Origin of the sequence: Galbitalea sp. SE-J8 (assembly GCF_030345695.1) — a bacterium.
Classification (GTDB): Bacteria; Actinomycetota; Actinomycetes; order Actinomycetales; family Microbacteriaceae; genus JAUASV01.
On record NZ_JAUASV010000002.1, the window covers coordinates 34,026 to 54,140 of the forward strand.

The following is a 20,115-nucleotide window of genomic DNA, read 5'->3' on the forward strand; positions in this document are numbered from 1 at the left end:
CGCTGGTGTCGATGAAGACCCGTTGCAAGCGGGCCATCGGCTACTCCCCGAGGGCTGCGCGGATCGCCGCGCCACCGGCGCGGAGCTGCTCGCGTTCTGCGGCAACATCGAGCACGTCCTGCACGCGGATGCGCCGATAGCGGCTGGCGGGGAGCCGATGGAAGGGCAGCACTCCGTCCTCGCACAGCCGGTCGACGAACTGGCGCGTCACACCGAGGATCTCCGCAGCCTGCGCGGGCGTGACCTCGTCTTCCGCGCGCAGCACCACGACACGTGAACCGTGCGCGACGTCGTCGAGGATCTGGCGCACGGCCGTCTCGGCCGGGGAGTCCCCGTCGATCCGCTCGGCAAGGCTCTTCGCGGACGACAGCATCGCCGGGTCGACCGGGTCGAGCGTGGTTGTGAGGGCGTGTGCTGCCATGTCCATTATCATACCCAAAGATGCAATAGCAGCAACCATCTTCAGACCACCGGGCACAGAGGCAGCGCCGCGACTGCGAACGCCTGCGCCTGCTGACCGACGAGGCGACGGGTCTCGCAGGAGGCTTGCACGGCGGCCTGCTCGATCGCGGAGACGGATTCCTCGAGCTTGTCCTCGGTGCGCGCCGAGACGGCGATGAAGCCGGTGTAGCGCAGCACCCCGCGGCCGGCGGTCAGATCGGACTCCTGTTGGAGCACGTCCAGGAATTCGGCCGTGCGCTCGGCGTCCTCGATCTGGCCCATGCGGGCGCGCTGGGCGGCATCGGACAGAGGCCGACCTTCTTCTTGCGGATGTCTCGGGCGGCGACGTCCGCGCGTACCGGGGTGAAGATCATCGATAAGGCGCGCTGGATGCCGGAGGTGAGCAGCAGTGGCCGCAGGACCCGCCGCCCGCCGCGCGGATCTGCCGGGCGCACGCACGGATGGGCGTGTGGGTGGTGGATCATCGCTGCGCCGCTATCGGGGTCCTCCCACGAGGCAGAAGACACTGACACGAGCCGCGCGGCCTCCCTTGCCTCGTCGGCGTCGAGGGGGCGCACCTGCCGGGCGCGTCCGGCGGCTATCGGGCAGACGGCGGAACGGCAGGACGCCGTCCTCGCACAGGCGATCGACGAACTGGTGTGTTACGCCCAGGGCCTCTTCAGCCCGCAAAGGCCTCGCGGTCTACTCATGCCTGCTGCGTGGGCCCGGTTGACGCACGCTCCGCGGGTGTCCGATCCCGGTTGCGGTCGAGGGCGGTGCGGATGAGAGCGATGGCGAGGAGGACGACCGAGGTTGCCGTGAGCGCGAGGACGCCGAGCGTGACGGAGTTCTGGAATGCCGCGGTCCGTGCAGGAGACCAGGATGCGCCGGCGAGAGCGCCGGCGATGGACGCCGCGATGATGATGCCGACCACGGCGGTGCCGATACCGGAGGCGATCTCCTGGGCGGTGTCGTTGAGAGCGGCGCCGATCGAGGTGCGGTCGGCTGGCAGGCCGCGCATCACGTTGATCGTGGCGGTGATCATGGTGATCCGCATCCCTGCCGCGACGAGCACGAGCGCTATCGCGATGAAGGTGTAGTGGTAGTGGCCGCACAGGGCGTAGGCCAGCAGGCCGACGATGACGGCGGCGGAGCCGATTGCGGCCGCTCGGTCGAGGCCGACCTTGGTGACGATGCGCTCCACGAGGGGGCCGATGGCGATCATGGCGAGCACCTGGGGGAGCGTTCCGAGGGCGGCGAGCGCGGGCGGCCATCCCCACGCGAGCTGGAGTTGGAGGGTGACGGTGTAGCCGAGCCCTGCCGTGGCGAGGCCCAGCGCGGCCTGGTGGGTCAGCCCGGTGGCGACCGAGGGTCGCTGGAACAGGGCGAGGTCGATGAGCGGGTGGGCGGCGAGGCGCTGGCGGAGGAGGAAGCCGATCAGCCCCGCGACGGCGGTGACGGTGACGATCCAAGGCCACGGGTCGTGCGCGCCGAGGTCGACGAACAGAGTCGGAGCGAGCAGGGCGAGCACGATCGCTGCTGTGCCGAGCAGAGCGCCCAGCACGTCGATGGGAACGCGGTGCAGCTCGGATGTGGTGTCGGCGCGAATGCCGAAGCGGATGCCGAGGAAGGCGAGCAGGGTGATCGGCACGTTGACCAGCAGCAAGACCTGCCAGGGGGCGACGGCGAGGACAAGACCGCCGATCGTCGGGCCGATGGCGATCCCGACCAGTCCCACCGTCGAGATGAGAGCGGTCGCTCGGACCCGCAGCGCATCGTCGTCGAACAGGCGGAAGGAGAGCGCCATCGAGCCCGGCGCGGTCATCGCCGCGGCGATGCCGATGAAGACGCGCACGATGATCAGTTCGATCGGGGAGGACACCAGGAGGATCGAAAGGCTCGCCAGGCCGAACACGGCGAGTCCGATGAGCATGACCCGGCGGCGACCGAAGCGGTCGGCGACCGCCCCGAACGCGAGCATGAGCCCGCCGAAGACCAGGGCGTACGAGCCGCTCGTCCACTGCAACTCCGAGGCAGAGGCGGAGAGATCTCGCGCGATCGTCGGCAGAGCGACGTTCAACACCGACGTGTCGAGCATCTCGATCAGGAACACCGCCGCCAGGCCGGCCAGCGCAGGCCAGGCCGCACGAAGCGTCCGAGGCATCGCGGTGCGGTCCGCGCCTTTCACCCGTTCTGCAGTAATGGATTTGCGTTCCATTCCTCCATAGTGGATTGATGTTCCATTTGTGTCAAGATGGAACCCGTGACCGCGCAGCACCCCGCCGGACGGCGACCCAAGGGCGCCTCGCTGACCCGTCAAGCCGTGATCGAAGCGGCGGTGAGCCTCCTCGACGAGAGTGGCGAACGTGGGCTCACCTTCCGCGCCCTCGCCGGTCGACTGGAGAGCGGCTCGGGCGCGATCCACTGGCATGTGACCAACCGCGACGAACTCCTGGACCTGGCCTGCGATGCGATGCTCGCCGAGCCGGCAGAATCAGTGCCGGCTCACGCCGGAGACGAACTCGACGCCATCCGCGTTCTCGCGCTCTCCCTGTTCGACACCCTCGACCGGCATCCCTGGATCGGGTCCCATCTGCCTACCCGCCCCACTCTGCCCAGCACGCTCCGCGTCCTCGATCGCATCGGCGGACTGCTGCGTTCCTTCGGCGTCCCTGCGGATGATCAGTTCTATTTCGCGACCGCGATCCTCACCTATGTGCTCGGCGTGGCGGCCCAGATGACCCGGGACGCGCAGTCCGCGGCGCTCACGCATACACGGGACGAATGGCTCGCTGAGCAGTCGGCACGATGGACCGGGCTCGATCCTCTGGCGTATCCGTTTCTGCACGCGGCCGCAGCCGACCTGCGCGAACACGACGACCGCGACCAGTTCGTTGCAGGCCTCGACCTTCTCGTCACGGGCATACGTGTCGGAAAGACCGCGGGAGCACTGGGCGTTTCGCGTCGATCACACGCCCGGAACGGATCACACGGCGGGCCCTGACGCGCAGACCACCGCATGCCGCGCACACGGGCGTGCGAGCCACGCGTCCGGACTGCGCTATCGGTACCGAATCGGTCCATGAATCATGATGACGGGACCCGTCCGCCGGGCTGATCAGGCCCGCAGGAGCGCGCCGGCGAGACCGATGAGCGCGCCCGTCGAGGTGAGCACGCGGAGCGCGTTCCACCACTGCCAGGCGGTCTCGAACGCTGCGCGGGCCGAGGCCGGATGGTGCGCTCCGGTGTCGAGAGCATTGTTCAGCGGGATGTTGGCCGCGAAGGTGACGACGACGGTCGCGATGGCGAGGGCCAGGGCCACCACGGCCCAGGGCCGGCTCGACGGTGTCGCCAGCACCGCGGCAGCCGCGGCGAGCACCGGCGTGCCGAGGAAGGTCAGCATGAACACCGGGTTCACGATGGCGTGGTTCATGTGATTGATCGCGGTCACGAACGTGTGGTCGTCGGCGCGCGCCACCCCCGGGATGACGGCACACGCCCAGACGTAATAGGTGCCGGCCTGGAGCCCGGCGGCGACGACGGCGGCGATGAGGACGATCGATCGAAACGTGTTCATGCTCCGATTCCAGTTGCTCGGATCGAGCGCGTCCATCGCCCGACGACGCAAGGACATACGCGATCGTCTACCGTGGGCGGCATGGACGGCCTGTCAGCCCTGCTGGAGGGGCCGCGAGCGCGCGGCGCGTTCCTGGTGCGGTGCCTGATGGGCGACCCGTGGGCGATCCGGCTCGCGGACGAGGCGCCCCTGAGCCTGACGGCGATCGTGGCCGGTACGGCGTGGGCACTGCCGGACGACGGGCCGCCGCTGCCGCTGCATCCCGGGGACGTGGTGATCGCCCGGGGCGGTGACCACTGGACCATGGCGGATGCCGAGACCACCCCGGTGACCGTCGTCATCCGGCCGGGACAGGAGTGCTACGCACCCGACGGACGCCGCCTCACTGAGGAGTACGACCTCGGCGTGCGCAGCTGGGGCAACAGTCGCGACCCCGACACGGTGATGCTCAGCGGCTCCTATCTGCTCGAGGGCGAGGTCAGCGCCCGACTGCTTCGCGCGCTGCCGGCGCTGTGCGTGGTGGGCGAGTCCGAACTCGGCTCCCCGTTGATCCCGTTGCTCGATGCCGAGATCGTGCGCCCCGACCCGGGGCAGGACGCGGTGCTCGACCGGCTGCTCGACCTGCTGCTGATCGCCGCGCTGCGCGCCTGGTTCTCGCGCCCCGAATCCTCCGCACCGGGCTGGTACGTCGCCCAGGGCGACCCGATCATCGGGCCCGCACTCGCGATGATGCAGAGCGACCCCGCGCATCCGTGGACCATCGAGGAGCTGGCGCGCCGGGCGCTCGTGTCGCGGGCGGCGTTCGCCCGGCGGTTCACCGGACTGGCCGGCGAACCGCCGATGGCATTCCTCACGCGATGGCGGCTCGCGCTGGCCGCCGACCTGCTCGCGGACCAGCAGGTGACCCTGGACGCGGTCGCGCGGCGGGTCGGCTACAGCACGCCGTTCGCGTTGAGCACCGCCTTCAAACGCGAGTACGGCATCAGCCCGCGCGGATACCGGCAGCGTGCGAGCTGAGGACGCCACGCGCGATCGACGACGTGGCCGGCTTCGGTCGATCGCGGCGATCCGGGCGCCGGCTCGGGTGACAGGCGGATCCTCTTCCGGCGGCCGGGACCGGAGCGCTACGTTCTGACCGTGACTCAGGGCTCTCTGCGCGACGCGGCCGAGGCCGCGGACACCGAGCGGTTCGTCGGGCGTGCCGCGGAGCTCGCCCTCGTACGGGACCTGCTCGACGACGCGACGCCGAGCCGGGTGCTGTTCGTGCACGGGCCGGGCGGCATCGGCAAGTCGTCGCTCATCCGGATGGCGGGGCGGGTCGCGGCGGCGGCGGGCTTCGTGCCGGTGCGGATCGACGCGCGAACGCTGTCGGCCGACGTGACCGCCGCGGTCGACGACGTCGTGCGGCGCGGGGTCGATCGAGCGTGCGTGCTCGTCGACGAGCTGGACCAGCTCGGATCGGGCGCCGAGGCGCTCCGCGACAGGCTTCTCGACGCGCTGCCCGGCACCGCGCGGCTCGTCGTCGCCGGCCGCCGCGGGCCGGGACGGTCGTGGCGGGAGGACGGACTCGACGCCATCGTCGTCGACCTGCGCTTGCGTCCGCTCGCGGACGACGACGCGGGTGCGCTGCTCGACGGACGGGGCGTCGCCCCCGGCCGCATCCCCGACATCCTGGACTGGGCGCAGGGGTCGCCGCTCGCGCTGACCGTGGCGGCGAGCGCGCCCGGCGGGCCGCTCGAATCGGGCGGTGCCGAGGGACTCGAGCAACGCCTCACGGCGTGGCTCGCCGGACAGCCGAAGCTCGACGTCCCGGCGGACATCCTCGAGGTCGCCGCGCTCGCGCGTTCCGTCGACGCCCGCCTGCTCGCGGCGGCGCTCCCCGGCCGATCGACGCGCGACGGTCTCGAGCGGCTCGCGGCGCTGCCCGTCGTCGAGCGCATCGGTGACGCCGTCGCCCTGCACGCGGTGCTCGCGGCGGCGATCCGGGCCCGGCTGCGGACGACCGAGCCCGCCCGGGCCGCCGGGATCGTGCGCCGCATCGCCGCGCACCTCGCGACGCGCGCGCGCCTCGGCGACATGAGCGCGCTGCTGCGGTTGTCGCGACTGCTCGAGAGCCCGCAGCTGCGGGAGGCGATCGCCAACGAGGCGAGCGACGACCTGTATGCCGACCATGCCCACGAGGGCGAGCTCGGCGAGTTCGGTCGCGCCCACGGCTTCGACCGGGGCGCCGACTGGCCCGAGCTGCTGGCGTGGGTCGGGCGATGGCCCGAACGCACCCTGCTCATGCGCAGCGCCCCGGGCCGGCTGGTGATGTTCAGCGTGTTCGTGACGGTCGGCATGCTGCCGCCGACCGGCGCCATCGCGTCGAGCCTCGCCACGGCGGCGCGCGCGACGGATGCCGACCCCGAGCGCTCCTTCGCCGGCGTCGTGCTGTTCGCCGACGCGCCGCTCGCGCAGATCGCCGAGGCGGCTCGGCTCGGCAGCGGCGCGTTCATGCTGCGGCACGGCGTCCCCGACGTGCAGTCGATCCTCATCCACTATCCCGAGCCGGACCGCCGGCCGCCGATCACCGCGACGATCGCCTCCGAGGTGCTCGAACGGATGCCGCGACCGGTCGCGCTGAGCGACTTCCGGCCCGCCGGGGTGGTCGGCAACGTGGAGGCCATGGTGCTCGCCGAGCAGGGGTTCCTGCCGAGGGGCGGCGACCGATCCGCTCTGCTGTCGCGGGACGACGACGTCGTGCGCATCGCCCGTCTCGTCGAGGTGCTCGACGAGGTGTTCGTCGCCAGTCCGACGGATCGTCGGCTGCGACGCGCGATCGAACTCGTGCACCTCGGCTCGCGCCACACCGAGGAGGACTGCCTGGCCGAGCTGCACGTGAGTCGACGCAGCTGGTACCGCCTGCTGCGCGCGGCGCGCGAGCGCGTGGCGGCATCCGGCTGAGACCCTGCGCCGTGGTGACGTTGGCACCGCGGTGACACTGACGGCGCGCGTCGCCCTTTCTAGGGTGGGGTCCATGCTCGCGGGAACGACGAAGCGCAGCCTCGCCGCGGCGGTGATCGCCCTCGCGCTCGCGGCATCCGCGCTCGTCGCCGCTCCGGCGCAGGCGGATGAGGCGCCCGGCGTCTACGACATCGCATCGGATCGCTCCTACTACCCGACCTCGGGCCGGATGACGCTCACCTGGCGTGCCGCGCTGCCCGAGGGCGCGACCACGACCGGCGACGCCTCGTGCACGATCACGATCGGAATGACGGACCTGACCCCGATTCCCTGCCGCTCGGGCGAGGCGTTCTCGTACGACGTCGGCTTCGTCTTCAGCACGGCGCACATCACGATCACCGTGCAGCAGTTCTACTCGGACCCCTCCGACACCGTGCTGCTCTACCCGGTCAGCGGATCGATCGGGCGCACGATCGACGCGGTCGCTCCCGTGGTGACCGTGAGCGCGCTGAAGGCCGCCGATGCCACGACCGCCGCTCCCGACCCGGTCGGCCCCGGATTCGCCTACACCGGCGACTACACCTGGGCCGAGAACACCACTTACACGACCGTCACGAGGACCTGCTGGATCGAGCGGCTCTCGCCCGATCCGCTCGCCGTGCTCGCCTACGTGCCGTGCCCGGGCATCGACTCGTACGCGGGCCGGGCCACGTTCTCGGCACCGTCCGGCTCGGGTTCCTACCGGCTCGTGGTGGCGGCCGCCGACTCGGCGGGCAACGTGGGCCGGGGGACGCGCGCGTTCACGGTCGACGCCACGCCTCCGACGGTGACGATCACGAGCGGGCCGGCGGCCGGCGGCGTGAGCGACGGGCATCCGTCCTGGACCTGGACGAGCGACGACGCCGCGGCGACCTATCGATGCTGGTTCGGCGCGCAGGGCGCGGTCGCCGTGCTGTCGGCGTGCACCTCGCCCTTCACCCCGGCCGTCGCGCCGGAGGGGCCGGCACGGCTCGTCATCGCCGCGACCGACGCGCTCGGCAACCTCAGCACGACGACGCGCGACGTGAACGTCGACGCCACCGTGCCCGTGCTGACGGGCGCCGGGCCGGCCGCGCCGATCACGGCGCTGCCGGCCTCGATCGCGGTCTCGGCGAGCGAGCCGATCGCGACCTGGTCGTGCCGGACCGACGCGGGCTCGTGGTCACCGTGCGGCTCCGACTCGTCCACCCTCGAGCTGCCGCTCACCGCGAGCACGACGACGAACGGCGAGCACACGCTCGTCGTGCGAGGGGTCGACGTCGCGGGCAACCTGAGCGCTCCGCTCAGCGTGCCGTACACGGTCGCCGTCGCCGCGACGCCCGTCGTCGCCTCCGGACCCGCCGACGGGTCGCTCCTGAACGCCGCACCGTCGTGGAGCTGGACGGGATCGCTCGACGGATCGACGTTCGACTGCGCGTTCGCGCCCGCCGGCGCCGATCCGCTGTTCTCGCCGTGCTCGTCGCCGTACTCGGCCCCGGCATCCGTTCCCGACGGCTCGTACGCGTTCGTCGTGCGCGGATCGCGTCCCGGGTTCACAGACGCCGTGGCGACGCGGCACGTGACGCTCGACCGGAGCGCCCCCGAGCTCACGGTGGTCTCCGGACCCGCCGACGGCGCCGTGTCGACGGATGCCGTCGCCAGCTACGCGATCGCGAGCGAGCCCGGGGCGACGCTCGAGTGCTGGTGGGGCGGTGCCGGCAGGGCGCCCGAGTTCCGCACCTGCACGAGCCCGTACGCGGTTCCGCTGACGAGCGAGGGCGTGCGGGTGGTCGCGTTCCGCGCGACGGATGCCGCCGGGAACACGGGCGCGGTCGTGATGCGCACGGTCTCCGCGGCGCCGATCGCGGGCACCGCATCCGTCAGCGGCACCGCACGCGTGGGTGTCCCGCTCACGGCGTCGGGCAGCTGGCCTGCGGATGCCGCGCTGAGCTACCAGTGGACCCGGGACGGCGTCGCGATCCGCGGCGCCGTCTCACAGTCGTACACGCCGGTCGCCGCGGATCGGAAGCGGCGCGTGGCGGTCGTCATCACCGGCTCGCGGTCCGGCTTCGCGTCGGTGAGCGCGGCATCCGTGTCGAGCGTGGTCGCCGCGGGAGTGCTCACGAGCGGCAAGGCACGCGTGCGGGCGACGTCGATGCGCGTCGGCAAGCGCGTCATGGCGTCGGCGTCCACGTGGCGCCCCGGCGCGACCGTGCGCTACCGCTGGTACCTCGGCCGCAAGGCGATCGCGAAGGCGACGCACTCGTCGATCCGGCTCACGAAGGCGATGGTCGGCAAGAAGCTCACCGTGAAGATCACCGGCAGCAGGCCCGGCTACGAGACGCGCGTGGTGTCGGCGGTCACGTCGCGCGTGCGGCGCTGAGGCCGCGAGCGGCTCGCGCGGTCCTTCTGCACCGCAGGTGTGCCCTCGCCGAGAGGCGCGTGCGGAGCCTAGGGTTGACGGCGATGGTCGCGATGGAGCTCAGAGCGCGCAGCGGCTCGGTGGAGCTGGCCGGCACGCTCTGGCCGCCTGACTCGACCCCCGTCGCGCTCGTGGTCATGCACCCGGGCTCGGGCCCGTCGGATCGCGACAACGACGTGCTCTTCCCGCCCATCCGGGAGGCGCTCGCCGCGGCGGGGATCGCGGTCGCGTCCTTCGACAAGCGCGGCGTGGGCGGATCCGGGGGATCGTGGCTGCACGCCGGGATCGAGGAGCAGGCCGGTGACCTGCTCGCCGCTCTCTCCGCGGCCCGGGAGCCACTGCCCCCGGTGCCGGCGGGCGTCTTCGGGCACAGCCAGGGCGGCTGGGTGGCACTGGAGGCCGCCCGGCTCGGCGGGCCGGAGTTCGTCGTCACCAGCTCCGGGCCCGCGGTCACCGTGGGGGAGCAGGAGCGGTTCTCGGCGCGGGGATCGGCCCCGGCGGAGGTCGCCGCGATCGACGAGCTGCTCGCGCTCGCGGAGGCCGGTGCGAGCCACGCGAGCGTGTCGGAGTGGCTCGCGGCATCCGATCACGCCCGCGGCGTCCGTCGACTGATCGGCGACGAACCGCCCTCGGCGGACCTGTGGGGCCTGCTGGTGCGGCTCGCCGGCTACGACCCGGCACCGGCCCTGCGCGCCGTCACCGTCCCCCTGCTCGCGGTCTTCGGCGCCGACGACGACATCACGCCCGTCGACGCGAGCGTCGCCGCGCTGCGCTCGGCCGTCGACCCGGCGCTGCTGCGGATCGCCGTGCTCCCCGGCGGCGGACATCGACTCGCGGCGCCCGGGTCGACCCGGTTCGTGCCCGGATACCCCGACGTGGTCATCGACTTCGTCCGATCGATGTCGCCGGGATCGCGACGGCAAGACCCGCAGCAGTCATCGCCGCCGCGACCCACACCGGAGCGGCCGTTCCGGCCGTGAGGGCGGCCGCGCCGATGGCGGGTCCCGCCGCGGCGCCGACGTTCAGCGCGGCCGTCGCGAACGCGCCGCGCAGCGTCGGCGCGTCCGGCGCCGCGTAGAGGATCCGGGCGATCACGGTGCTGCCGACGCCGAACCCCAGCACCCCCTGGCCGAACACGAGTACGACGACGGCGGCCGGATGCTGCGCGAGGACCCCGAGCGCGACCCAGCCGGCCAGCAGGAGCGGGCCGCCGGCCGCGAGGACCAGGCCGGGACGGCGGTCGGAGAGCCGGCCGGCGAGCGTCACCCCGAGGAACGACCCGACGCCGAACTCGACGAGCGCCGGTGCTGTCCAGCCGTCGCCCAGGCCCGCGCTCCGCGTCACGAGCGGAGCCAGAAAGGTGAAGGCGGAGAAGGTGCCGCCGGAGATCAGGGCACCGACGAGCATCGTGAGGAGGAGCCGTCGCGAGCGCAGCTGACGGATCTCCGGGGCCAGGTCCGTCGTCCCGCGCGGTTCGAGGGCGAGCGGCCCGGGGGAGACGCCGCGCAGGATGCCGATGACGGCCACCGCACCGAGCGCCGCGACGACCCAGAAGGTGGCCCGCCAGCCGCAGGCGCTCCCGATGAGCGCCCCGGCCGGAACGCCCGCGATCAAGGCCACGGTCGTACCGGACAGGAGGATCGCCGCGGCACGACCCTTCCGATCGGCGGGTGCGAGCGCCATTGCCGCGCTCAGCGCCACGGCGAGGAAGCCCGCGTTCGCCAGTGCGCTGAGCACGCGCACGACGAGCAGGATCCAGAACTCCGACGTGAGGGCGCCGGCGACGTGGCACAGCGCGAACACGAGAACGCACGCGGTCATGGTGAAGCGCGCCGGCCAGCGATGGGCGAACGCGGCCGTGGCCGGCGCGCCGACGATCATCCCGATCGCGAAGGCCGAGGTCAGCAGGCCGGCGGTGCCGACGCCGACGCCGAGCTGCGCGGCGATGCTCGGGAGCAGGCCCGCGAGCATGAATTCCGAGGTGCCCATGACGAACACGGCCAGGGCGAGCGGGTAGAGAGCGAAGGGCATCGAGTGCTCCGGGTGAGAGGTCGACGAGGGGTCTTCTCGTCACCACGGCAGCGGCCCGGAGCGCGCCGGACGCCCGCCCCACGCGGGCGAGCCGGAGCTTGCGTTCAGCGGTTCCGGGGGCTGACGGTGTGACCGACAGCCCCCGACGCATCTGACTCGGGACTCGCCATGCCGTCAACGATATCCCGCGCGCTCGACGCTCGGCGTCATCCGTCGGGATGGCCGCCGTAGCGCCGGATCTTGAACTCGGTGGTCTCCAGGGCGAGCGTCAGCTCCCGGAGCTGCCGCCGGATGCGCTCGCGCTGGGCGATCATCATCTCGCGCCGCGCGGGCTCGGTCGCGGGCCCCGCGTCGACGAGCGCGATGTAGTGCTTGAGGTCGTGCATGGTCATCCCGGAGACGCGCATCCGGGTGAGGAACACCAGCCGCCGCAGGTCGAACGCCGAATACGCCCGGTAGCCGGACTCGGTGCGGTGCGGCCGCACGAGCCCCTCCCGCTCGTAGTAGCGCAGCGTGTGCGGCGAGAGCCCGCTGATCTCGGCCGCCTCGGCGATGGTCCGCGGCGGGGCGTCGGGCTCTATCGTCGAGTCGTCCAGCAGTGCGTGGAGCGCCTCGATGACGGATGCCGACCCGGCGTCGCCGACGGCGTCGAACAGCCTCCCGATCAGGGCGTCGGTGGCCACGCGCTCACCGCGACCCTCTCGCGGGGCCGGATGCGTACGCGCGTTCGGCGGGGGCGGCGTCCGGGAAGTCCGCGGAACGACTCAGCGCCGCCCATGTCTCGAGGTCGTCGAGGCTGCTCCGGTAGCTCGCCGCGAGGTTGTGCACGGCCTCGGCGCCGAGCGGAAGCCGGAGCGGCGCGTCCGGCGCGGACAGCGCCTCGCGGATCGCCGCGGCCGCCCGCACGGGATCGCCCTCCTGGCGTCCGTCCGAACCGGCCATGTCCCGGCGGATGCCGCCGGCGACGGCGTCGTACTCGGGGCGCTCGGCCGCCGTCCGCAGCACGTCGGCGGCGTTGAACTCGGTGCGGAACCGGCTGGGCTCGACGATGAGCACGCGGATGCCGAACGGGGCGACCTCGCCGGCGAGCGCCTCCGACCACCCCTCGAGGGCGAACTTGCCCGCCGAGTAGCTGCCGACCGCGGGGAACGACCGCCGCCCGCCCTGGCTGCTCAGCTGCACGATCGCGCCCGTGCCGCGCAGGCGCATCGACGGCAGCACGGCGCGCACGAGGGCCGCCGGGCCGAACAGGTGCTGCGCGAGCATGTCGCGCAGCTCCGCGTCGGTGACCTCCTCCGCGGTTCCCACCTGACCGGCACCGGCGTTGTTCACGTGCACGTCGATGCGGCCGAAGCGCTCGAGCGCGGTGTCGACCACGGCGGCAGCCGCGTCGACGTCGCGGACGTCGTGCACCACGGGCACGAAGTCGGGGCCCAGGCGCTCGGCGAGCGCGTTCAGCCGGTCGGCACGCCGTCCCGTGCCGACCACGCGCTCACCCGCCTCGATCGCGGCCTCGGCGAGGGCGCGGCCGAACCCGGCCGACGCTCCGGTGATGATCCAGGTTCGTCCGTCATCCGTGTGAGTCATGTGATCCACGGTAGACATTCGAGCGCGCTCCAACGCAAGCGGGTCGCGAGATCGGACCGATCACGCGGGCGGCGCCGCGACCGAGGCGCGCTCGACGAGCTCGGCCTCGAACCGACGCTCGACGGCCGGCGGGGCGGGCGAGCGGGCATCCGTCGGCGTGGTCGTCATCAGCAGGTCGACCGCGGCGGCCGCCATCCGGGCGACCGGCTGACGCAGCGCGCTGATCGGGGCTGCGGTCCAGCGCATCCAGGGCAGGTCGTCGAAGCTCACGATCGAGAGGTCGTCCGGCGCACGGATGCCGCGGGCCGCGAGCGTGTCGAGCACCGCCTCGAGCACCAGGTTGTTGCCCGCGACGAGCGCGGTCGGCGCGTCGTCGAGCGCGCTGTCCACGGCCGATCGCGCGCCGTCGTGCAGGTACGAGGCCGACTCCACGACGCGCACCTCGACGCCGGGGAGTCGCGCGGCGGCGTCGAGCGCCCCGCGGGCGCGCTCCGCGCCGGTCGTGATGCCCGCGGGTCCGGAGATGAGCGCGATGCGGCGGTGACCGTGGGCCGCGAGGTGCTCGACGGCCGCGCGGGAGGCCGCCGCGTTGTCCAGGAGCACGCGATCGAGGTCGGTGTCGGCGGCGGTTCGGTCGAGCTGCACGACGGCGATGCCCGCCGCTCGGAGTCGCACGAGCTCGTCGCCGTTGTCGGGGGTCGGGGTGATGAGCAGGGCGTCCGCGCGCATGCCGCGCACCGCGGTGAGCAGTTCGAGCTCGCGCTCGGGGTCCTCGTCGCTCGACGCGATCGTCAGGCGCAGCCCGCGCTCGTGCAGCGCGCGTTCGGCGGATCGGGCGATCGACCCGTAGAAGCCGTTCTCGATGTCGGAGATGACGAGTGCGACGAGCCCGGTGCGGCTCGCGCGGAGCCCCCGGGCCACGTCGTTCGGAACGTAGCCCAGCTCCCGGGCCGCGCTCAGCACCGCGTCGCGCGCCGCATCCGAGGTGCGCGCACCGGAGAGCACGCGCGAGGCCGTCATGGGCGAGACTCCCGAGAGTCTCGCCACGTCCGACAGCGTCGTCATGCGCCCATTCTCCCGTGTCGACCGCGCTCCGGAGCGCCCGGCGCGCGTGGTCCCCCCGCCGATGGTAACGTTACCGAACATGGGCCGGCGAACCGGCGCCAGAGTCGCGTCAATGACGGCCGCGCAAGGGAGAGACGGATGTCGACGAAGACGTATCACAGTGCGCAACTGGATGCCGCATCACCGGAATACCGCGGCGGCATCGTCGTGTGGGCGTCGATCGTCGCCGCGCTCGGCGGAGGACTGTTCGGATACGACACGGGCATCGTCTCGGCAGCGCTGCTCTACGTGACGCCCGAGTACCACCTCGACGAGTTCGGTCAGCAGGCCTTCGTGGCCGTGCTGCTCGCCGGCGCCGTGATCGGCGTGATCGGCGGCGGACCGGTCGTCGACCGGCTCGGACGCCGCACCACGCTGCTCCTCGTCGCGGCCATCTACCTCGTCGCGGCGCTCGGCAGCTCCGTCATCGGCTGGCTGCCGCTCATCTACGTCGCCCGGTTCGTGCTCGGGCTCTCCGTCGGCGCGTCGTCGCTCGTCGTGCCGATGTACATCGCCGAGATCGCGCCCGCCCGCATCCGCGGCCGGCTGGTGTCGTTCAACCAGCTGTTCGTCGCGCTCGGCATCTTCGTGTCCTACCTCGTGGGCTACGCGTTCGCGCCCATCCAGGGCTGGCGCTGGATGATCGGCCTCGCCGCGGTGCCCGCCGCGATCATGCTCGTCGGGCTCATCCCGCTGCCCGAGAGCCCGCGCTGGCTCGCCGCGAAGAACCGCACGGATGCCGCCCGCTCGGTGCTGGGGCGCATCCGTCGTACCGCGCTCGAGGCGACGACCGAGACGCAGGAGATCGTCATCTCGCTCTCCCAGGAGAAGGCGGTGCGATTCCGCGACCTGTTCCGCACGCCCGGCGTGCGGCGCGGCATCGTCATCGGCGTCGTCGTCGCGGCGACGAACCAGCTCTCCGGGGTGAACGCGATCCTGTACTACGCGCCCACCATGCTCAAGCAGGCCGGATTCGGCGACTCGTCCGCGATCCTCTCCTCGGTCGGCATCGGCGGCGCGTTCCTGCTGTTCACGCTGCTCGGCCTGCTGCTCGTCGACGTGCTCGGTCGTCGCCCGCTGCTCATCGGCGGCACGATCATCGTCGCGATCGCGCTCACCGCGATCGGCGCGCTCTACCTCGTGCCGCAGAACACCACGACCGGCGTGCTGCTCGTCGTCGGGCTCATCGTCTACGAGGGCGTGTTCGCCGCGAGCCTCGGCATCGCGATCTGGCTGGTGAACAGCGAGGTGCTGCCGAACCGGGTGCGCGGCAAGGCGCAGTCGTTCGGCACCGTGACGCACTGGGGGCTCGACCTGATCATCTCCCTCGTCGTGCTCAGCGTCATCTCCGCGCTCAGCGCCACCGCGCTGTTCTGGGGGTTCGCCGCGTTCGCGATCATCGGCGCGGTCGTGTTGTCCCGCATCCTGCCCGAGACGAAGGGGCGCACGCTCGAGGAGATCGAGACGAGCCTGGCGCACGACGCCTCCGCCCGCTCGTCGCGTTCCTGACGCTCCTCGCGTGGCGGCGGCTCACCGTGCTCGGTGAGCCGCCTCACGCTCGGGCGCGAGCGGCGTGCAGCGCCTCGACGCCGTCGAGGATCCGCTCCAGCCCGAACTCGAGGGCGGAGTCGGGGGCGCTCCCGTCGTCCGGGCGCATCGCGCGCTCGGTCTGGGGGAACTCGCTCGCCCGATCCGCGACGATCTCGCGGATCGCCTCGGAGAGGCGGCGCTCCGGCGTCGCTGATGCCCGGTTCTGCCGCGCGATCCCGGCGGCGTGCCCCGTGACGAGGGCGAGGGTGTCGAGCTTCTCGCTGCCGGTCAGCTCCAGGCCGTCGAGGGCGGCGAGGCCCGCCTCGAACCAGCCGAGCTCGCGGGGACCGGGCGGGTGCGCGCGCTGCAGAAGCTCGACCAGCCAGCGGTGCGCCAGCATCCGTTCGTAGGCCGCGTGCGCCCACGAGACGCAGGCGACCCGCCATCCGGCCGCCGGTTCGCGCGCTGGGGGGTCGCCGAGCGCGGCGTCGAGCATGAGCGCGAGCAGCTCGTCGCGCCCCGGCACGTAGCGGTAGACGGCCATCTTCGCGATCCCGAGCCGGTCGGCGACCCGCTGCATGGTGGTGGCGTCGAGGCCGCTCGCGTCGGCCACCGCGATGGCCGCCTCGACGACGCGCGCTCGGGTGAAGCGCGGCTTGGGTCCGGGCCTGCCGCGGTCGTCGGGCTGCCAGAGCAGCCGCAGGATGCCGGTCGCCTCCGTGTCGTCCATCGTCACCCTTTCGATCAGAACTGCGTCCATGATACGCTAACCAGTAATCAGCGTCCCACGTACGCAATTAGGAGCGATCATGCATTCAGGAACAGTGCTCATCTCGGGCGCGAGCATCGCCGGTCCGGCGCTCGCGCGCTGGCTCGGCCGGAACGGATTCGACGTGACCGTCGTCGAGAAGGCCGGGTCCCCGCGCCCCGGCGGCCAGGCCGTCGACTTCAAGGGGGCGACCCACCGGCGGGTGCTCGACCAGATGGGGGTCTACGACGCCGTCGCCGCACGTCAGACCGCGAAGACGGACTGGCGCATCGTCGACGAGTCGGACCGGGTGCAGGCCGTGATCCCGGGAGAGTTCATCGGCGGCGACCTGGAGATCCTCCGCGGCGACCTGTCCGACGTCATCCGCGGCGTCGCCTCCGAGGGCGTCGAGTACGTCTTCGACGACGAGATCGTCGGCCTCCGCGAGCGGGGCGACGGCGTCGAGGCGGCCTTCGCGCGCCGGGGCACCGAGCGATTCGATCTCGTGATCGGCGCCGACGGCGTGCACTCCGCGGTGCGGCGCCTCGGGTTCGGACCCGAGAAGGAGCTCGTGCAGCCGCTCGGCTACTGGTACGCCGTCGCGAGCGGGACCGCCGCGGCCGACGGGCTGCAGACGCATCTGCCGTCGGGGCGCGGCGTCGCGTTCGGGTACAACGTGCCCGGCCGGCTCGCGCTCGTCGGCGGGCAGAAGTCGCCCAACCTGTTCGTGTTCAGCTCGACCGGAGAGGGCTACGACCGGCACGATCGATCGACCCAGCTGCGGCTCGTCGAGGAGGCCTTCCGCGGCCTCGGCTGGCGGGTAGGCGCGATGCTCGACGCCTGCGCCGACGCGCCCGACTTCTACCTCGACGCGCTCGCGCGCACCCGGATGAGCACCTTCACGAGGGGGCGCCTCGCCCTGGTCGGCGACGCCGGGTACGCCAACACGCTCGGCGGGTTCGGCACCGGACTCGCGATCGTCGGGGCGTACGTGCTCGCGGGCGAGCTGGCCGGTGCGCGGGGCGACCACGAGGCGGCGTTCCAGGCCTACGACCGGCGGATGCGGTCGCTCACGAAGATCGCCCGGACCGGCAACGCCGGCCCGTTCCTCGCGCCCGCCTCGCCCGGCCGCATCCGGACGCGCAACTGGTCGTTCACGAACCGCCTGATGTACCGCACGATGCAGGCCATGACCGACCGGTTCGCCACCGACGAGCGGATTCCGCGCTACCCGCTGCGGTAGCGCCGGGCTAGCGCCGACGGTCCTCCCGCCGGCGCTCACGGCGCGTCAGCGTGGCGCGCCGCGCCTCCTCGGCGAGGCGCCGCTCCTCGGCCGCCCGCATCCGTTCGACCCGCCGTTCCTGCCAGGCGCGCACTCCGGCCTCGACGTCGCGCGTCGGCGTGACGACCGGCGGACCGCCGAGCAGCTGCCGCCGCGCCTCGATCACCCGGCGGTTGAAGTCCTCGAGCGCCTCGCGCACGTCGCGCTCGCGGTGCAGCGCGTCGAGCCGGTCGTCGAGCCCGGCGCTCTCGGTGCGGAGCGTGAAGGCCGGCGGCCCGAGGCCGGAGAGCTGCTCGCGCTCGATCTTGCGGCGGATCCACCAGTCCGGATCGTGCACGTCGTGCAATGACTCGAGCGGTCTGCCCGCGCCCGGCAGATCATCGAAGTCGCCGCGGCGGATGGCCTGCTGGATCGTCGTCTCGATGTAGGCCGCGCGCTGGCCGGGCGTCGGCGTTCCCGCGGTGCCGGCCGCGTCATCCGCAGCCTCCCGTTTCGCGCGCTCCGCCGCCGCCTCCTCCGCGGCCTCGGGGTCGAGCCGCTCGACGAGGTAGCGCGCGACGCTCAGCCGAGCGTCCGGGGTCTCGCGGCGGGCCATACCGCCACGATACGTCGCCCGGCGCGAGCGCTCTCCCGGGTGCGTGCCGCTCAGCCCGCGGCGCGCTTCACGAGCCCGACGATGCGCGCCTCCACCTCGGGGGTGAGGGCGGTCAGCGCGTACTCCGTCGGCCAGAACGTGCCCTCGTCGAGCTTCGCCGCCTCGTTGAAGCCGAGGTTCGAGTAGCGGACCTTGAACTTCGATCCGGGCTTGAAGAACACGACCGACTTGCCCGCCGCATCCGCGTACGACGGCATGCCGTACCACGTCTTCGGCGTGAGCGCGGGGGCGTGCTCGGTCACGATCGCGTGGATGCGCTCGGCGAACACGCGCTCGTCGCCCTCGAGCTCGGCGATCTTCGCGAGCAGCTCGGCGAGCGAGGAGGCGGCATCCTGCTGGGCCTTGAGCTCCTTCGCGCGCGCCCTCATCGCCGCGCGCTCCTCGGCGGTGAAACCATCGTTGCCGGCCATGCCGTTCCCCTCCTGCTGCGTCGTGTGACCTCAGCCTACGGATGCGCGCCCGCGGGGCACTTCTCGAAAATCGGCGGATGCGCGTGTCGCCCGAGCCGGTTAGCGTTGCGCGCATGGAGGCCGCCCACCGCATCCTCGACTGGATGCTCGCCACCGACCCCGCCCTCGCCTGGCAGGTCGAGCGCGACCTGCTCGACGCGCCCGAGGAGCGCTGGCGCGCGACGCGGGCGCGCGTCGCGACCGACGGCGTGGGAGCCCGCCTGCTCGCCGTGCAGGATGCCGACGGGCAGTGGGCGGGCGGATCGTTCTTCCCGGCGGGGTTCGACTTCGAGGGTCCCGAGGCCGCACCGGGCGCGGGCCAGCCGTGGACGGCGACGTCGTGGTCGCTCAAGGCGTTGCGCGAGTGGGGCCTCGACGCTCGCGTGCTCGGCGACACCGCCGAGCGCCTCGCGGCCGCCTCGCGCTGGGATTACAACGGCGAGCCGTACTGGCAGGGCGAGGTCGACGTCTGCATCAACGCGGCGACCCTCGCCGCGGGCGGCTGGCTCGGCGCCGACGTCGCCGCGCTCGCACGCTGGTTCCCGGAGCACCGGCTGGCCGACGGCGGCTGGAACTGCGAGTGGGTCGAGGGCGCGACCGTCTCATCCGTGCACTCGACGCTGAACGCCGTGAAGGGACTGCTCGACTACGAGATCGCGACCGGCGGCGACGACGACCTGCGCGCGGCGCGGCACGCGGGAGAGGAGTACCTGCTCGAGCGCCACCTGCTCCGCCGCCTCTCGACCGGGGAGCCGATCGCCGACTGGACGACGCAGTTCGTCTACCCGATCCGCTGGCGCTTCTCGGCGCTCGCGGCGCTCGACCACTTCCGCGCGGCGTCGCTGCACGACGGCACGCCGCCGGATGCCCGCCTCGCGGATGCCGTGGCCATCGTGCGTGCGGCCCGGCAGCCCGACGGCACCTGGCTGCAGCACGACCGCGAGAAGGGTCGCGTCTGGTTCGACATCGACGTGCCGCCGGGCGAGCCGTCGCCGTGGCTCACGATGATCGCCCTGCGCGTGCTGCGCTGGTGGGACGACGCTCGGCCCAACCCGGCGAAGACCGTCCTCGCCGATGGGTGGCGGTCGCATGCCGCTGACTGAGCAGCACGTTGCGGCAGCATTTCGCACGTACCTGCTGGAGCGCGGTTGGGACGTGACGACGATCAACGCGGACCACACAGACCTCATCGCCAAGCGCGGAGCCGAGTTCCTGGTGGCGGAGCTCAAGGGGCTCATCGCAAACGAGGGTGTAGTGAGGGGTAGCGCGTCGCTGGCCGGGTGAGGGTCGAGGTCTTCCGAGGATGGGAGTTCCTACGCTCACCGTCC

Annotated in this window: 19 protein-coding genes and 1 pseudogene; 9 read left to right on the forward strand and 11 right to left on the reverse strand. The window is 72.6% G+C overall.

Annotated features, from left to right (window positions below):
* Positions 1–40 precede the first annotated feature (40 nt).
* From QT381_RS01665 to QT381_RS01675, 3 genes and pseudogenes are all read right to left on the reverse strand, one after another.
* Positions 41–421, reverse strand: a complete 381-nt coding sequence (locus QT381_RS01665) for a helix-turn-helix domain-containing protein (protein WP_289246917.1) — start codon at positions 419–421, stop codon at positions 41–43.
* 41 nt (positions 422–462) lie between these two features.
* Positions 463–860: pseudogene (locus tag QT381_RS01670) on the reverse strand (SCO6880 family protein); the annotation flags it as partial.
* A 287-nt stretch (positions 861–1,147) separates the two neighbouring features.
* The gene (locus QT381_RS01675; protein ID WP_289246919.1) at positions 1,148–2,719 is read right to left on the reverse strand and encodes an MFS transporter; all 1,572 of its coding nucleotides are present in this window, start codon (positions 2,717–2,719) and stop codon (positions 1,148–1,150) included.
* On the opposite strand from QT381_RS01675, the gene QT381_RS01680 reads away from it, so the two are divergent.
* Complete coding sequence (locus tag QT381_RS01680; protein WP_289246921.1) at positions 2,705–3,445, forward strand: TetR/AcrR family transcriptional regulator C-terminal domain-containing protein; 741 nt, start codon at positions 2,705–2,707, stop codon at positions 3,443–3,445. The two genes, QT381_RS01675 and QT381_RS01680, sit on opposite strands and share 15 nt — an antisense overlap.
* A gap of 114 nt (positions 3,446–3,559) precedes the next feature.
* Here the strand turns inward: QT381_RS01680 and QT381_RS01685 are convergent, their stop codons facing one another.
* Positions 3,560–4,018 carry an anthrone oxygenase family protein gene (locus QT381_RS01685; protein WP_289246922.1) on the reverse strand — a complete coding sequence of 153 codons (459 nt, stop codon included), beginning with the start codon at positions 4,016–4,018 and terminating at the stop codon, positions 3,560–3,562.
* A gap of 81 nt (positions 4,019–4,099) precedes the next feature.
* On the opposite strand from QT381_RS01685, the gene QT381_RS01690 reads away from it, so the two are divergent.
* The 4 genes from QT381_RS01690 to QT381_RS01705 all read left to right on the forward strand — a co-directional run bounded on the left by QT381_RS01690 (position 4,100) and on the right by QT381_RS01705 (position 10,381).
* Entirely contained in the window at positions 4,100–5,035 is a 936-nt protein-coding gene (locus tag QT381_RS01690; RefSeq protein ID WP_289246924.1) for an AraC family transcriptional regulator, read from the forward strand.
* 120 nt (positions 5,036–5,155) lie between these two features.
* Positions 5,156–6,961, forward strand: a complete 1,806-nt coding sequence (locus tag QT381_RS01695) for an ATP-binding protein (protein ID WP_289246925.1) — start codon at positions 5,156–5,158, stop codon at positions 6,959–6,961.
* Positions 6,962–7,034: 73 nt separating this feature from the next.
* On the forward strand, positions 7,035–9,362 hold the full coding sequence (locus tag QT381_RS01700; RefSeq protein ID WP_289246926.1) for a hypothetical protein: 2,328 nt from the start codon (positions 7,035–7,037) through the stop codon (positions 9,360–9,362).
* An 83-nt stretch (positions 9,363–9,445) separates the two neighbouring features.
* Complete coding sequence (locus QT381_RS01705) at positions 9,446–10,381, forward strand: alpha/beta hydrolase family protein (RefSeq protein ID WP_289246927.1); 936 nt, start codon at positions 9,446–9,448, stop codon at positions 10,379–10,381.
* Here the strand turns inward: QT381_RS01705 and QT381_RS01710 are convergent.
* From QT381_RS01710 to QT381_RS01725, 4 genes are all read right to left on the reverse strand, one after another.
* A complete protein-coding gene (locus QT381_RS01710; protein ID WP_289246928.1) occupies positions 10,281–11,432 on the reverse strand; it encodes a Cmx/CmrA family chloramphenicol efflux MFS transporter in 1,152 nt (383 codons plus the stop codon). The two genes, QT381_RS01705 and QT381_RS01710, sit on opposite strands and share 101 nt — an antisense overlap.
* Before the next feature lie 206 nt (positions 11,433–11,638).
* Entirely contained in the window at positions 11,639–12,115 is a 477-nt protein-coding gene (locus tag QT381_RS01715; protein WP_289246930.1) for a MerR family transcriptional regulator, read from the reverse strand.
* 4 nt (positions 12,116–12,119) lie between these two features.
* A complete protein-coding gene (locus tag QT381_RS01720; protein ID WP_289246932.1) occupies positions 12,120–13,019 on the reverse strand; it encodes an SDR family NAD(P)-dependent oxidoreductase in 900 nt (299 codons plus the stop codon).
* A 60-nt stretch (positions 13,020–13,079) separates the two neighbouring features.
* Positions 13,080–14,084: a LacI family DNA-binding transcriptional regulator gene (locus QT381_RS01725; protein ID WP_289246933.1), complete on the reverse strand. Its 1,005-nt coding sequence runs from the start codon at positions 14,082–14,084 to the stop codon at positions 13,080–13,082.
* 138 nt (positions 14,085–14,222) lie between these two features.
* On the opposite strand from QT381_RS01725, the gene QT381_RS01730 reads away from it, so the two are divergent.
* Positions 14,223–15,632, forward strand: a complete 1,410-nt coding sequence (locus QT381_RS01730; RefSeq protein ID WP_289246934.1) for a sugar porter family MFS transporter — start codon at positions 14,223–14,225, stop codon at positions 15,630–15,632.
* 43 nt (positions 15,633–15,675) lie between these two features.
* On the opposite strand, the gene QT381_RS01735 is transcribed toward QT381_RS01730, so the two are convergent.
* Positions 15,676–16,383, reverse strand: coding sequence for a TetR/AcrR family transcriptional regulator (locus tag QT381_RS01735; RefSeq protein ID WP_289246936.1), 708 nt, complete (start codon positions 16,381–16,383; stop codon positions 15,676–15,678).
* Positions 16,384–16,462: 79 nt separating this feature from the next.
* Here QT381_RS01735 and QT381_RS01740 point away from each other — a divergent pair, with 79 nt between their 5' ends.
* Positions 16,463–17,644, forward strand: a complete 1,182-nt coding sequence (locus QT381_RS01740) for an FAD-dependent monooxygenase (protein WP_289246937.1) — start codon at positions 16,463–16,465, stop codon at positions 17,642–17,644.
* A gap of 7 nt (positions 17,645–17,651) precedes the next feature.
* On the opposite strand, the gene QT381_RS01745 is transcribed toward QT381_RS01740, so the two are convergent.
* Positions 17,652–18,278: a DnaJ family domain-containing protein gene (locus tag QT381_RS01745; protein ID WP_289246939.1), complete on the reverse strand. Its 627-nt coding sequence runs from the start codon at positions 18,276–18,278 to the stop codon at positions 17,652–17,654.
* A 50-nt stretch (positions 18,279–18,328) separates the two neighbouring features.
* On the reverse strand, positions 18,329–18,748 hold the full coding sequence (locus tag QT381_RS01750) for a hypothetical protein (RefSeq protein ID WP_289246940.1): 420 nt from the start codon (positions 18,746–18,748) through the stop codon (positions 18,329–18,331).
* A 113-nt stretch (positions 18,749–18,861) separates the two neighbouring features.
* Here QT381_RS01750 and QT381_RS01755 point away from each other — a divergent pair, with 113 nt between their 5' ends.
* Positions 18,862–19,890, forward strand: coding sequence for a squalene cyclase (locus QT381_RS01755; protein WP_289246942.1), 1,029 nt, complete (start codon positions 18,862–18,864; stop codon positions 19,888–19,890).
* A 52-nt stretch (positions 19,891–19,942) separates the two neighbouring features.
* Positions 19,943–20,071 carry a hypothetical protein gene (locus QT381_RS01760; RefSeq protein ID WP_289246943.1) on the forward strand — a complete coding sequence of 43 codons (129 nt, stop codon included), beginning with the start codon at positions 19,943–19,945 and terminating at the stop codon, positions 20,069–20,071.
* Positions 20,072–20,115 lie beyond the last annotated feature (44 nt).